Below are 12,595 nucleotides of genomic sequence, written 5' to 3' on the forward strand. Positions count from 1 at the left end.
GCGTGCTCCTGATCAGGGACGGGGGCCGGGAGAACCGGCCGGGAGGGTGGGCTCGGACTCCGCTGCGGCGCTCCGGCGCGCCCAGTGGCCGGCCAGCAGCGAGCCCGAGACGTTGTGCCAGACCGAGAAGAGCGCCGCGGGCAGCGCGGCCGCGGGAGAGAAGTGCGCCGTGGCCAGCGCCGCCGCCAGCCCGGAGTTCTGCATGCCGACCTCGATGCTGACCGCCCGCCGGCCCTGCTCGTCGAAGCCGCAGACGCGGGCCACCGCGTAGCCCAGGCCCAGGCCCAGCAGGTTGTGCGCGACGACCGCCACGACCACGAGCAGCCCCACCGACAGCAGGGTGTCCGCGCTCGCCGCGACGACGATCGCCACCACCACGGCGATCCCGGCGACCGAGACCAGCGGGAGGAGGTCCAGCAGCCGCTCGATCAGCCGCGGGACGAGCCGGCGCAGCAGCAGCCCCAGCAGGACCGGCACCAGCACGATCTGCAGGATCGAGGTGAACAGCCCGGCGCCGTCGACCGGGAGGTACTGGCCGGCCAGCCACAGCACCAGCAGCGGGGTGAGGAACGGGGCCAGCAGGGTGGAGACCGACGTCATCGCCACCGACAGCGCGGTGTCGCCGCGGGCCAGGTAGACGATCACGTTCGACGCGGTACCGCCGGGGGCGGAGCCGACCAGCACCATCCCGGCCGACAGCGCCGGGGAGAGGTCGAGCGCCTCGGCGATCCCGAACGCCAGCCCGGGCATGACGACGAACTGGGTGGCCACCCCGGCGAGCAGCGCCCAGGGGCGGCGCGCCACGACCGCGAAGTCGACCGGCCGCAGGGTCATGCCCATCCCGAGCATGATCACCGCGAGCAGCCAGGGGACCGCCGCCGTCCCCCCGGCGAACGCCCCGGGGACCGCCAGCGCCAGCGCACCGGCCAGCACGACGATGACGGCGAACCAGCGCCCGACGAACGAGCTCACGGCCCTGATCTGGTGCACCCCGGACTCCTCTCGCGCGCAGCACTGCGGCCGGCCAAGCGTGCGGGCCGGTGGACGGGGGCACAAGGAGACCCTTGATGCTGGTACTGGCACCACCACCCGACGTCGTCCCGAGGAGGTCCGCGTGACCGGTTCCCCACGCACCGAGCTGGCGGCCTTCCTGCGCTCCCGGCGCCGGCAGGTGGAGCCCGCCTCGGTGGGGCTGCCCGGGCACGGCGCCCGGCGCGCGCCCGGGCTGCGGCGGGAGGAGGTCGCGCTGCTGTCCGGGGTCAGCCACACCTGGTACACGTGGCTGGAGCAGGGCCGGGACATCTCGCCGTCCCGGCAGGTGGTGGACGCCGTCGCCCGCACGCTGCAGCTCTCACCGGCCGAGCACGAGTACGTGCTGCGGCTGACCGGGCACGCCGCGACGGCACCGGCCGAGCCCGGTCCGGCGGAGCTGCCGGCGCACGCCGTGCGGCTGCTGGACGCCCTGGGCCCCTCCCCCGCGTTCGTCCTCACGCACAGCTGGTCCATCCTCGGCTGGAACGCCGCGTACGAGCGGCTCTACCCCGGGGTGGCCACCGCGCCGGAGGGCGAGCGGAACCTGCTGTGGGTGGTGTTCACCGACCCCGCCGTGCGCAGCCTGCTCGGCGACTGGGCCACCGACAGCCGGCGCTTCCTCACCCAGTTCCGGGCCGAGGTCGGCAGTCGGGTGCACGACCCGGCCGTCGTCGACCTGGTCACCCGGCTGCAGGCGGCCAGCGAGCACTTCCGGGCCGGCTGGGCCAGCCACGACGTCGACTCGTTCAGCTCCAGCGAGCGCCGCTTCGAGCACTCCCGGGTGGGCAGCCTGCTGCTGGAGCACCACCAGCTCACCCTGGCCGACTCCCCCGACCTGCACCTGGTCGTCTACACGGCCGCCGCGGGCACCGACAGCGCCGCGCGGCTGGCCCGGCTGAGCAGCGACTGACCGACCCCCACCGGCCACCCCGCCGCATCTGGGACCATCGAGGGGTGGCTGTCGCTCGCATGCGGATGAGCCGGATCGCGCTCGTCCCCGTCCTCTTCCTGACGATCTGCGTGCTCCCGGTGACCGTCGGCACGCCCTGGGCGTGGCTGCTGATGGCGGTGCCACTGGCGCTGGCCGCCTGGGTGTTCCGGGTCGGCGTCGACCTCGGGGACGACGGGGTCACCGTGCGGTCGCTGGTCGCCCGCCGCACGATCGCCTGGGACGAGGTGGCCGGCATCCGGGTCGGTGAGCGCGCCGACCTGTGGCTGGTCACGACCGCCGGCACCCAGCTGCAGCTGCCGGTGCTGCGCGCCCGCGACCTGCCCCGGCTGGCCGCCCTCTCCGGCGGCCGCATCCCCGCCCCCTGAGGAAGGACCCCACTGCCCCCCACCACTCGCAAGCTCGCGGCGGGCCCCTGCAGCGGGGCCGTCAGTAGTCGGTGACCACGTTGGACAGGGGCTCCCCGGCCAGCACCCGGGCCAGCTGGTCGGTGACGGCGGCGGTGGCGCGGTCGTTGGTGGCGGGCACCGCGCCGGCCACGTGCGGGGTGAGCAGCAGGTTCGGCGCGGACCACAGCGGGTGGCCGGCGGGCAGCGGCTCGGGGTCGGTCACGTCCAGGGCGGCGCGCAGCCGGCGCGAGGTCAGCTCGGCCAGCAGGGCGTCGGTGTCCACGACCACGCCACGAGCGGCGTTGACCAGCAGGGCGTCGTCCTTCATCGCGGCGAGGAAGGCGGCGTCGACGAGGCCGGTGGTCTGCGGGGTCACCGGCACGATGAGCACCACGACGTCGGCCTCGGGCAGCAGCTGCGGCAGCTCGTCGATGCTCCGCACCCCGTCCCGGGCGGTGCGGGCGACGTAGGTGATGTCGACGTCGAAGCCGGCCATCATCCGGCCGATCGTGCGGCCGATGTCACCGGCGCCCACCATCAGCACCTTGGCCCCGATCAACGAGTGCTCGGTGCGGAAGTCCCAGCGGCCGGCGTCCTGCTCGCGGGTGAAGTGCGGGATGCCCCGCTGCGCGGCCAGCGTGGCGGCGACCGCCCACTCCGCGGTCGAGGGTGTGTGCGCGCCACGGGCGTTGCACAGCGTGACCCGCTCGGGCAGCCGGCCGACGAACTTCTCCGCCCCGGCGCTCATCAGCTGGACCAACCGCAGCTGCGGCAGCGCGTCCAGCACCTCGGCGGCGATCTCCCCGCCGCCGCGCGGCACCAGCACCTGGGCCTGCGCCGCCTCCCCGGTGGGCGCCCCCTCGTCGGGGAACCGGTGGGCGCGGACGCGGGGCGAGAGGGCCTCGGCCGCCTCGGCGAGGGCCCGGGAGGGGACGAGCACGTGCAGCGTCTCCTCCGGGCCCAGGGGCAGCGTGGTGGCGGTGTCGGGACCGGTGACGTCGGGCACGGGTCCCGACCCTAGGCGGGCCCGCTCGGCGCAGCGCGCCGGGCAGCCGCCGTACTGTTGCTGAGGTGGGACGGCGGACGACAGCACCCGGTGCCCGGCGGCTGACGGCACTGCTCCTGGGCGGGCTGCTGCTGGCCGGTTGCGGCCGCGGCTACGAGCCGGCCGGCCCCTTCCGCGACGTGCCGCAGGGGCAGCCCCCGCAGGTCGCCCCGCCGCAGGAGAGCACCCCGATCCCGGCGCCCGGCCGGCCGTCCACCCCGGGCGCCGAGGACGAGCAGGCCGGTGACCCGAACGTGGTCGCCACCGACCTGGTCGTGCCCACCGGCCTGGCACTGCTGCCGGACGGGACGGCGGTGGTCGGTGAGCGGGACACCGGGCGGCTGCTGCAGGTCTTCCCCGACCGCGCCGAGCCCCGGGAGCTGATGACCGTGCCGGGCATCGACACCGGCGGGGACGGCGGGCTGCTCGGGCTGGCCCTCTCGCCGACGTTCGCCGAGGACGGGCTGCTCTACGCCTACGTCTCCACCGCGACCGACAACCGGGTGGTGCGCTTCCCGATCGGCGGCACCCCCAACCCGGTGCTGACCGGCATCCCCCGCGGGGAGGTGCACAACGGCGGCGGTCTGCTGTTCGGGCCGGACGGCGTGCTGTACGTGGGCACCGGCGACGTCGGGGACCCGGCACTGGCGGCCGACCCGGCGTCGTTGGCCGGCAAGGTGCTGGCCGTCGACGTCTTCGGTCAGCCGGTCGGCGCCGGCCCGGTCCTGACCCGCGGGCACCGGGACGTCACCGCGCTCTGCCAGAGCGGCGACCAGCTCTACGGGACCGACGACGCGCTGCAGGGGCCCGACGAGTTCAACGCGCTCGCCGCCGGCGGCGACTACGGGCCCGGCGGCGTCGCACCGGTGCTCGAGGTGCCCGGGGAGGAGGGTGGGCTGGGCGGCTGCGCGGTCACCGGCCCCTACGTCTTCCTCGGGGCGCTCGACGGGCAGCAGGTGCACGTCGTCGAGCTCGACGGGGCGCGGGTCCCGGTCGAGGAGCCGACGGCGTTCCTGGACGAGGACTACGGCCGGCTGCGCGCGGTGGCCCTGGACGCCGAGGGCGCGCTGTGGATCACCACCTCCAACCGCGACGGGGTGGGCACGCCGGACGAGGACGACGACAAAGTGCTGCGGGTGCTCCCGCCGACCTCCTCGGCGGGCTCCCCGCTGTAGCCGGGCCGGGGACTACCGGGTGAAGCGGTGGACCACGTGGTCGGGCGGGTCGACCGGGTTGTCCGGCACCAGCTCACCCGCGGCGTACCAGCGCGCCCCGGCGCGGCGCAGCGCCCGCCACGAGGCCTCGTTGCCCAGCGCCACGGGGACCAGGAGGTCGTGCGCCTCGGGGTGGTCGGCGAGGCCGCGGGCGACGGCGGCGGCGATCATCGCCGCCCCCAGCCCCCGGCCGCGGGCCCCCGGCTCACCGACCAGGTAGTCGATGCTCAGCGCGCCCGCGGGCACCGGGCAGATCGCCGACAGCTCGGCGAGCGACTCGGGTTCGTCGGCGAACGCGTACACCTGGACGAACCCGAACGGCTCGCCCTCGTACACGCCGAGGTACACCGCCGTCGGGTCGGCGCCGTCGACGCTCGGCCCGTACTGCCGTTCGACCGCAGCGGGACTCGGGTCGTCGTCCCACCAGCGGGCGACCAGCGGCTCGGCCAGCCAGCGGCTGAGCAGCGGGAAGTCCGCCCGCCGCAGCGGGCGCAGCTCGACGGCGGGCAGCCCCACCGCCCCAGGCTAGGAGCCCAGCACCCGCTCCTCCAGCATCCGCTTCACCGTGGGGGCATCTGCCTTGCCGCGGGTGGTCTTCATGACCGCCCCGACGAGCGCACCCAGCGCCTGGACCTTGCCGGCCCTGACCTTGGCGATGACGTCGGGGGCGCCGGCGATCGCGGCCTCGACGGCGGCGACCAGCTCGTCGGACTCCCCCATCACCGCCAGCCCCTGCGCCTCGACGACGTGCGCCGGGTCGCCCTGGCCGGCCAGCACGCCGTCGAGCACCTGGCGGGCGAGCCCGTCGTTGACGGTGCCCTCGTTGACCAGCCGGACCAGCTCGGCCACCTGTGCCGGGGTGATCGCCAGCTCGGCGAGCTCGGCGCCGGCCTCGTTGGCCCGGCGGGCGAGGTCGCCCAGCCACCACTTGCGGGCGTCACCCGGGGTGGCGCCGGCGGCGACGGTCTGCTCGACCAGGCCGAGCGCTCCGGCGTTGGCCAGCCAGGTCATCTCGGTGCCGGAGATGCCCCACTCCTGCTGGAGCCGGGTGCGCCGGGCGGCGGGCAGCTCGGGCAGCCCGGCGCGCAGCTTCTCGATCCACTCGGCGTCGGGCGCCAGCGGCACCAGGTCGGGCTCGGGGAAGTACCGGTAGTCGGTCGCCTCCTCCTTGCTGCGCCCGGAGGAGGTGCTGCCGGTGTCCTCGTGGAAGTGCCGGGTCTCCTGCACGATCCGGCCACCTCCGTCGAGGACGGCGGCCTGCCGGCGCATCTCGAAGCGGACGGCGCGCTCGACCGACCGCAGCGAGTTCACGTTCTTGGTCTCGGTGCGGGTGCCCCACTCCAGGTCACCGACCGGGTTGAGCGAGATGTTGACGTCGCAGCGCAGGCTGCCCTGCTCCATCCGCACGTCGGAGACGCCGAGGGCCTGGACGATCTCGCGCAGCTCGGTGACGTAGGCGCGGGCGACCTCGGGGGCCAGCCGGCCGGCGCCGGGCACCGGGCGGGTGACGATCTCGACCAGCGGGATGCCGGCCCGGTTGAAGTCGATCAGCGAGTGGTCGGCGCCGTGGATGCGCCCGGTCGCCCCACCGACGTGCAGGTTCTTGCCGGTGTCCTCCTCCAGGTGCACCCGCTCGATCTCCACGCGGTGCGTCGTCCCGTCGACCTCGACGTCCAGGTGGCCGGCGACGCACAGCGGCTCGTCGTACTGGCTGGTCTGGAAGCCCTTGGGGATGTCGGGGTAGAAGTAGTTCTTCCGGGCGAACCGCGACCAGTTCGCGATCCGGCAGCCCAGCGCCAGGCCGATCTTGATGGTCGCCTCGACGGCGGCGGCGTTGGCCACCGGCAGCGAGCCGGGCATGCCCAGGCACACCGGGCAGGTCTGCGTGTTGGGCTCGGCCCCGAAGGTGGTGGCGCAGCCGCAGAACATCTTGGAGGCGGTGCCCAGCTCGACGTGGGTCTCCAGCCCGATGACCGGTTCGTACCGGGTCAGGACCTCGTCGAACTCGACCAGCCGATCGGTGCTCACGGGGTGTCCTCCTTCGAGGGGGTCGGCCTGTCGGCGGACTCGGCTCGGCCGGCCACCACAGCACCGGCAGCCGTCAGCACGCCCAGGAAGATGAAGACGGCGAAGATGATCTCGCCGGTGACCAGCCAGAGCACCACGCCCGCGACGATGACGAAGGCGGTCAGGGCCCAGGCGGCCTTCAGGGCGCCGCTCACGCGGCACCCGCCGGGGTGCCCAGCTCGTCGAGCAGCCGGTGGCCTCGGGCGGCGTCCTGCGCGGCCTCCAGCGCGGCGGCGACCCGGTAGCAGCGGTCGTCGGCCAGCGCCGGGGCCATCACCTGCAGCCCGACCGGCAGCCCCTCGGACAGCCCGCTGGGCACCGAGATCGCCGGGAGGCCGGCCAGGCTGGCCGGCAGGGTGCACAGGTCCGCGGCGTACATCGAGATCGGGTCGTCGACCCGGGTGCCGATCGGGAAGGCGACGGTCGGGGTGGTGGGGCTGACCAGCACGTCGACGCCGGCGAAGGCGGCGCTGAAGTCGCGGGTGATCAGCGTGCGCACCTTCTGCGCCTGGCCGTAGTAGGCCTCGTAGTACCCGCTGGACAGCGCGTAGGTGCCCAGGATGATCCGCCGCTTGACCTCCGGGCCGAAGCCCTGCTCCCGGGTGATCGCCATGACCTCGTCCAGGTCGCGGCTGCCGTCGTCGCCGGCCCGCAGGCCGAACCGGACGCCCTCGTAGCGGGCCAGGTTGCTGGAGGCCTCGCTCGGCGCGATCAGGTAGTAGGCGGGCAGCGCCAGGTCGAAGGAGGGGCAGGAGACCTCGGTGACCTCCGCGCCCAGCCCGGCCAGCACCTCGATCGCCTCGCGGGTGCGGGCCAGGACGCCGGGCTCGTAACCGTCGGCGTGACCCTCACCGCCGAGCTCGCGGACGACCCCGACCCGCACGCCGCGCAGGTCGCCGGCCGCGCCTTCCCGGGCGGCGTCGGCCAGCCGGGCGAGCGGGGTGTCGATGCTGGTGGAGTCGCGCGGGTCGTGGCCGCCGATGACCTCGTGCATCACCGCGGCGTCCAGCACCGTGCGGGCCATCGGCCCCGCCTGGTCCAGGCTGGAGGAGAAGGCGATCAGGCCGTAGCGGGAGACCGAGCCGTAGGTCGGCTTGTGCCCGACCAGCCCGGTCAGCGCGGCCGGCTGCCGGATGGAGCCGCCGGTGTCGGTGCCGATGGACCAGGGCGCGAGGTGCCCGGCGACCGCGGCGCTGGAGCCGCCGGAGGAGCCGCCGGGGATGCGCTCGGCGTCCCAGGGGTTGCGGGTCACCTGGTAGGCCGAGTTCTCGGTGGAGGAGCCCATCGCGAACTCGTCCATGTTGGTCTTGCCCAGCAGCACGGTGCCGGCCTCGGCGAGCCGGGTGGCGACCGTGGCGCTGTACGGCGGGCGCCAGCCCTCGAGGATCTTCGAGCCGCTCGTGGTGGGCACGCCCTCGGTGACCACCAGGTCCTTCAGCGCCAGCGGCACGCCGGCCAGCGGGCCGAGCTCGGCGCCGGTGGCGCGGGCCTGGTCGACCGCGGCGGCCGCGGCGAGCGCGGCGTCGTCCTCGACGTGCAGGTAGGCGCCGAGCCGGCCGTCGTCGGCGGCGATCCGGTCCAGGTGCGCGCGGGTCACCTCGACGGCGCTCACCTCGCCGGAGCCCAGCAGCCGGGACAGCTCGGCGACGTCGGCGCGGGTCAGGTCACTGCTGGTGCCGGTCACTCGGCGTCCCCCAGGATGCGCGGCACGCGGATGCGACCGTCCTCGGCGGCGGGCGCACCGGCCAGCACGACGTCGCGGGACAGGCTGGGGGTCACCTCGTCGGGGCGGAGCACGTTGGTCAGCGGGACGGCGTGGGTCATCGGCGGCACGTCGGCCACCGCGGCCTCACCGACCCGGGCGACGGCGGCGAGCACCTGGTCGAGCTGGCCGGCGAACCGGTCGAGCTCCTCGTCGGTGACGGCCAGGCGCGACAGACGCGCCAGGTGTGCGACGTCGGAACGGGAGATGCTGCTCATGCTGCGCGGGGACCCCACTTCGGCGGCCGGACGGGCCCGGCCTCGACTCGCTCCAGGACTCAGCCACTCTACGTGGCGCGACCGGGCCGCCCGACCGCGAGCCGGGTTGGTCCCGGGGCCCTCGATGCGGCAGGCTCCCCCTGTCCGCGATCGACGGTGATCGGCCCCGCCTCAGCACGACGTCCGGGGGGATCCGTGTCCTACCTCTTGCGGCTGGTCGTCCCCGACCGGCCCGGCACCCTGGGCGCCGTCGCCACGGCGCTCGGGCAGGCCGGCATCGACATCGTCTCCGTCGACGTCCTGGAGCGCGGCAACGGTGTCGCCGTCGACGACATCGTGGTCGAGCTCCCCGCCGACCGGGTCGCCGACAGCCTGATCACCGCCGCCACCGCGGTGCCGGGTGTGCAGGTCGAGTCGCTGCGCCCGTTCGCCGGTCCGCTGGACACCCACCGGGAGCTGGAGCTGCTCGAGGCGCTGGCCCCGGCCGGGGCGGGCACCGCCAAGGTGCTCGCCGCCGAGCTCCCCCGGGTGTTCCGCAGCGGCTGGGCGGTGGTGCTCGCCGGTCCCGCCGACCAGCTCACCGTGCTGGCCGCGTCCGACGCCGCACCCTCACTGGAGGACATCCGCACCCCGTGGCTGCCGCTGACCACGCCCCTGCTGCTGCCCAGCGACGGTGACTGGGTGCCCCTGCGCTGGCAGGAGATGGCGGTGGAGATGATGGCCGCGCCGCTGGGCACCGAGGGCACTGCGGTGCTGCTCGGCCGGTCCGGCGGGCCGGCGTTCCGGCGCTCGGAGCTGCTGCGACTGGCCCACCTGACCGGGCTCGCCGCGACGGTCACCCGGCTCCCCCCGGTGTAGCTCTCCGGCCCGCTGGGGGCGACGGTTCAGCTGTCCGCCGGCTCCGCACCGTCGCCGATGGTGGCGACCTCGCGGGCGGCGTCCGGCCCCTGCTCGAGCAGCACCGTGAAGCCGTCGTCGTCCAGGACCGGCGCCTTCACCGCGACGGCCTTGTCGTACTTGCTGCCGGGGTCGGCGCCGACGACGACGAAGCCGGTCTTCTTCGACACCGAGCCGGTGACCTTGCCCCCGCGCTCCTGGATGGCGGCGATCGCCTGGTCCCGGCTGTGGTCGCGCAGCGAGCCGGTGACGACGACGGTGATGCCGGTCAGCGGCCCGGGCCCGGAGTCGGACTCGGGGTCGGCCAGCCGCACCCCCGCGGCCCGCCATTTCTCCACCACGTCGCGGTGCCAGTCGACGGTGAACCAGTCGCGCACCGCCGTGGCGATGGTCGGCCCGACGCCCTCGGCGGCGGCCAGCTCCTCCTCGCTCGCGGCCATCAACCGGTCGACCGAGCGGAACTCCCGGGCGAGCGCCTGGGCCGCCGTGGGGCCGACGTGCCGGATCGACAGCGCGACCAGCACCCGCCACAGCGGGACGTCCTTACGGGTCTGCAGGTTGGTCAGCAGCCGCTTCCCGTTGGCCGAGAGGGTGCCGTCTTTCTTGGTGAAGAAGTCGGTGCGGCACAGCGCGTCCTCGTCGAGGGTGAAGACGTCGCCCTCGTCGGCGAGCAGCCGGCTCTCCAGCAGGGCGGTCGCCGCCTCGTAGCCGAGCACCTCGATGTCGAAGGCGCCGCGGCCGGCGACATGGAAGACCCGCTCCCGGAGCTGGGCGGGGCAGGAGCGGGCGTTCGGGCAGCGGATGTCGGCGTCGCCCTCCTTCTCCGGCCGCAGCTCGGTGCCGCACTCGGGGCAGTGCGTGGGGAAGACGAACTCCCGCTCGGAGCCGTCGCGGGCAGCGACGACCGGGCCGAGCACCTCGGGGATGACGTCGCCGGCCTTGCGGATGACGACCGTGTCGCCGATCAGCACGCCCTTGCGCTGGACCTCGCTGGCGTTGTGCAGCGTGGCCAGCTGCACGGTGGACCCGGCGACCTTCACCGGCTCCATGTAGGCGAAGGGGGTGACCCGCCCGGTGCGGCCGACGTTGACCCGGATGTCGTGCAGCTTCGTCGTCGCCTCCTCCGGGGGGTACTTGAAGGCGATGGCCCACCGCGGCGCGCGGCTGGTGGACCCGAGCCGGCGCTGCAGGGCGACCTGGTCGACCTTGACGACGACGCCGTCGATCTCGTGCTCGACGGCGTGCCGCTGCTCGCGGTACCGCTCGATGTAGGCCCAGACCCCGGTGAGGTCGTCGACCACCTCGTACCGTTCGCTGACCGGCAGCCCCCAGGCGCGCAGCTGCTCGTAGGCGTCGGACTGGCGGGCGGGCTCGAAGCCGCGGCGCGCGCCGATGCCGTGCACGACCATGCTGAGCGGGCGCTTCGCCGTCTCCCGGGCGTCCTTCTGCCGCAGCGAGCCGGCCGCGGCGTTGCGCGGGTTGGCGAACGGCGGCTTGCCCGCCTCGACCAGGCCGGCGTTGACCTCGGCGAACGCGGCGACCGGGAAGTAGACCTCGCCGCGGACCTCGAGGAACTCCGGCACGTCGTCGCCGGTGAGCTGCTGGGGGACGACGGCCAGGGTGCGGACGTTGGCGGTGACGTCCTCCCCGGTCGTCCCGTCGCCGCGGGTGGCCGCGCCGACCAGCCGGCCGCGCTCGTAGACCAGGTCGATGGCCAGCCCGTCGACCTTCAGCTCGCAGAGGTAGCCGGCGCCGGCGGCACCGTCCCGCTCCGCGCGAGCAGCCCAGGCGGAGAGCTCGTCGGAGGAGAAGGCGTTGTCCAGGCTCTGCATCCGCTCCGGGTGGGTGACCGGGGCGAAGGTGGCGCCGAACCCGCCGTTGACCTTCTGGCTGGGTGACTCCGGGGTCAGCAGAGCGGGGTGGGCCGCCTCCAACGCCTTGAGCTCGCCCATCAGCTCGTCGTACTGGCCGTCGCTGACCAGCGGGGCGTCCTGCACGTAGTAGGCGAAGGCGTACCGGTCGAGCTCCTCGGACAGGTCGCGGTGCCGGGTGCGTGCCTCGTCGGGCACCTCGGTGACGTCCTGCCGGTCGACGGCCGCCTCGACCGTGGGCTGGTCAGCCCGCTCCACCGTGTCCTGCTCCCCTGCCTCGCTGCTCACGGACGAGACGTTATCCGGCGGCTCCGACGGGAAACGGCAGCACAGTCGGGCAGCGCGCCACCTCGGGCAGCGAGCAGCCTCCTACGCCACTACAGCGGTGGGCCGATGAGGATCTCGGTGTCGTCGGGGCGGTAGGTGCGCCAACGTCCGTCCGGTGGGCGTTCCACCCGGAAGCCGTGATGGACCTTGGTGTGGTGCCGTTCGCACAACAACGCTGAGTTCTGCAGGTTGGTCTCGCCGCCGTGCAGCCAGTGGACCAGGTGGTGGACGTCGCACCAGTGGGTCGGGGCGCCGCAGCCGGCGAACACGCAGGACTTGTCTCGTCGCTCGACGGCCTTGCGCAGGCCGGGGGTGACCACCCGGTGGTCCCGGCCGAGATCGAGCGGGACGCCGTCGGGGCCCATCACGAGCCGGGAGATGCTGCCGTCACAGGCCAGGTAGCGAGCCCGCGCTGCCGAGATCGTCGCCCCGAAGCCCAGCTCCGCCGCACCCGCGCCGGTGGCCGGATCGACGAGGTCATCGAGATCGACGCCGACGACCACATGCGGCTTGACGGTGCGCAGGATCGGCAGGCTGCCCGAGGCCAGCTGGTTGTCGCACAGCTGCACGAGGGCATCGGCGTTCTGCTGGGCTCGGGTCCGGTCATCACCCTTCGGGCGGTCGGCCTGCACGATCGACTCGATCGCCGCCTGCACCTTCTCCCCACCCACCGCATCCAGGTCGAACCGGCCGGTGACGCTGCCGTCGGAGTGCTTGGCGATCGTGAGCCGGCGACCTTCGGTGGGATCGGGCTCCGGACCGTCGGGGTCCAGCGCGTCCTCGAACGCCTGCACCGCAGCCACCAACGACTGGTGCGGAGCCAC

At 74.6% G+C, this 12,595-nt stretch carries 13 protein-coding genes; 4 read left to right on the forward strand and 9 right to left on the reverse strand.

Annotation, left to right across the window (positions count from 1 at the left end; translation table 11 throughout):
- Positions 1-12 precede the first annotated feature (12 nt).
- Complete coding sequence (locus O2W53_RS22765) at positions 13-990, reverse strand: bile acid:sodium symporter family protein (RefSeq protein WP_269165335.1); 978 nt, start codon at positions 988-990, stop codon at positions 13-15.
- A gap of 124 nt (positions 991-1,114) precedes the next feature.
- On the opposite strand from O2W53_RS22765, the gene O2W53_RS22770 reads away from it, so the two are divergent.
- Both O2W53_RS22770 and O2W53_RS22775 read left to right on the forward strand, forming a co-directional pair.
- A complete protein-coding gene (locus tag O2W53_RS22770) occupies positions 1,115-1,942 on the forward strand; it encodes a helix-turn-helix transcriptional regulator (protein WP_269165336.1) in 828 nt (275 codons plus the stop codon).
- A gap of 44 nt (positions 1,943-1,986) precedes the next feature.
- Entirely contained in the window at positions 1,987-2,349 is a 363-nt protein-coding gene (locus O2W53_RS22775) for a PH domain-containing protein (RefSeq protein ID WP_269165337.1), read from the forward strand.
- A gap of 61 nt (positions 2,350-2,410) precedes the next feature.
- Here O2W53_RS22775 and O2W53_RS22780 read toward each other — a convergent pair whose 3' ends face one another.
- Complete coding sequence (locus O2W53_RS22780) at positions 2,411-3,376, reverse strand: 2-hydroxyacid dehydrogenase (protein ID WP_269165338.1); 966 nt, start codon at positions 3,374-3,376, stop codon at positions 2,411-2,413.
- A 65-nt stretch (positions 3,377-3,441) separates the two neighbouring features.
- Between O2W53_RS22780 and O2W53_RS22785 the strand changes: the two genes are divergently transcribed.
- The gene (locus tag O2W53_RS22785; RefSeq protein ID WP_269165339.1) at positions 3,442-4,590 is read left to right on the forward strand and encodes a PQQ-dependent sugar dehydrogenase; all 1,149 of its coding nucleotides are present in this window, start codon (positions 3,442-3,444) and stop codon (positions 4,588-4,590) included.
- 12 nt (positions 4,591-4,602) lie between these two features.
- On the opposite strand, the gene O2W53_RS22790 is transcribed toward O2W53_RS22785, so the two are convergent.
- Genes O2W53_RS22790 through gatC form a run of 5 tightly spaced genes read right to left on the reverse strand, consistent with a single transcriptional unit; the run spans position 4,603 to position 8,676 of the window.
- A complete protein-coding gene (locus tag O2W53_RS22790) occupies positions 4,603-5,145 on the reverse strand; it encodes a GNAT family N-acetyltransferase (RefSeq protein ID WP_269165340.1) in 543 nt (180 codons plus the stop codon).
- A gap of 9 nt (positions 5,146-5,154) precedes the next feature.
- Entirely contained in the window at positions 5,155-6,657 is a 1,503-nt protein-coding gene (gatB, locus tag O2W53_RS22795) for an Asp-tRNA(Asn)/Glu-tRNA(Gln) amidotransferase subunit GatB (RefSeq protein WP_269165341.1), read from the reverse strand.
- Positions 6,654-6,851 (reverse strand): hypothetical protein, encoded by a 198-nt coding sequence (locus O2W53_RS22800; RefSeq protein WP_269165342.1) that lies wholly within the window; start codon positions 6,849-6,851, stop codon positions 6,654-6,656. Before O2W53_RS22800 ends, gatB begins: the two co-directional genes overlap by 4 nt.
- The gene (gene gatA, locus O2W53_RS22805) at positions 6,848-8,380 is read right to left on the reverse strand and encodes an Asp-tRNA(Asn)/Glu-tRNA(Gln) amidotransferase subunit GatA (protein ID WP_269165343.1); all 1,533 of its coding nucleotides are present in this window, start codon (positions 8,378-8,380) and stop codon (positions 6,848-6,850) included. Before gatA ends, O2W53_RS22800 begins: the two co-directional genes overlap by 4 nt.
- Positions 8,377-8,676, reverse strand: a complete 300-nt coding sequence (gene gatC / locus O2W53_RS22810; protein WP_036340508.1) for an Asp-tRNA(Asn)/Glu-tRNA(Gln) amidotransferase subunit GatC — start codon at positions 8,674-8,676, stop codon at positions 8,377-8,379. The genes gatA and gatC overlap by 4 nt, the downstream gene beginning before the upstream one ends.
- A gap of 195 nt (positions 8,677-8,871) precedes the next feature.
- Here gatC and O2W53_RS22815 point away from each other — a divergent pair, with 195 nt between their 5' ends.
- Complete coding sequence (locus O2W53_RS22815; RefSeq protein WP_269165344.1) at positions 8,872-9,534, forward strand: ACT domain-containing protein; 663 nt, start codon at positions 8,872-8,874, stop codon at positions 9,532-9,534.
- A 26-nt stretch (positions 9,535-9,560) separates the two neighbouring features.
- Here the strand turns inward: O2W53_RS22815 and ligA are convergent, their stop codons facing one another.
- Entirely contained in the window at positions 9,561-11,732 is a 2,172-nt protein-coding gene (gene ligA / locus O2W53_RS22820; protein WP_269165345.1) for an NAD-dependent DNA ligase LigA, read from the reverse strand.
- A gap of 89 nt (positions 11,733-11,821) precedes the next feature.
- Positions 11,822-12,595 (reverse strand): HNH endonuclease signature motif containing protein (locus tag O2W53_RS22825; RefSeq protein ID WP_269165346.1); only part of this gene is annotated, 774 nt, incomplete at its 5' end.

Origin of the sequence: Modestobacter sp. VKM Ac-2978 (genome assembly GCF_026968025.1) — a bacterium.
In the GTDB taxonomy this organism is placed as follows: domain Bacteria; phylum Actinomycetota; class Actinomycetes; order Mycobacteriales; family Geodermatophilaceae; genus Modestobacter.

What these genes read in the sequence shown, in the direction of transcription:
- gatC (WP_036340508.1), bottom strand. Translation starts at nt 8,676, where the DNA reads ATGAGCAGCATCTCCCGTTCCGACGTCGCACACCTGGCGCGTCTGTCG.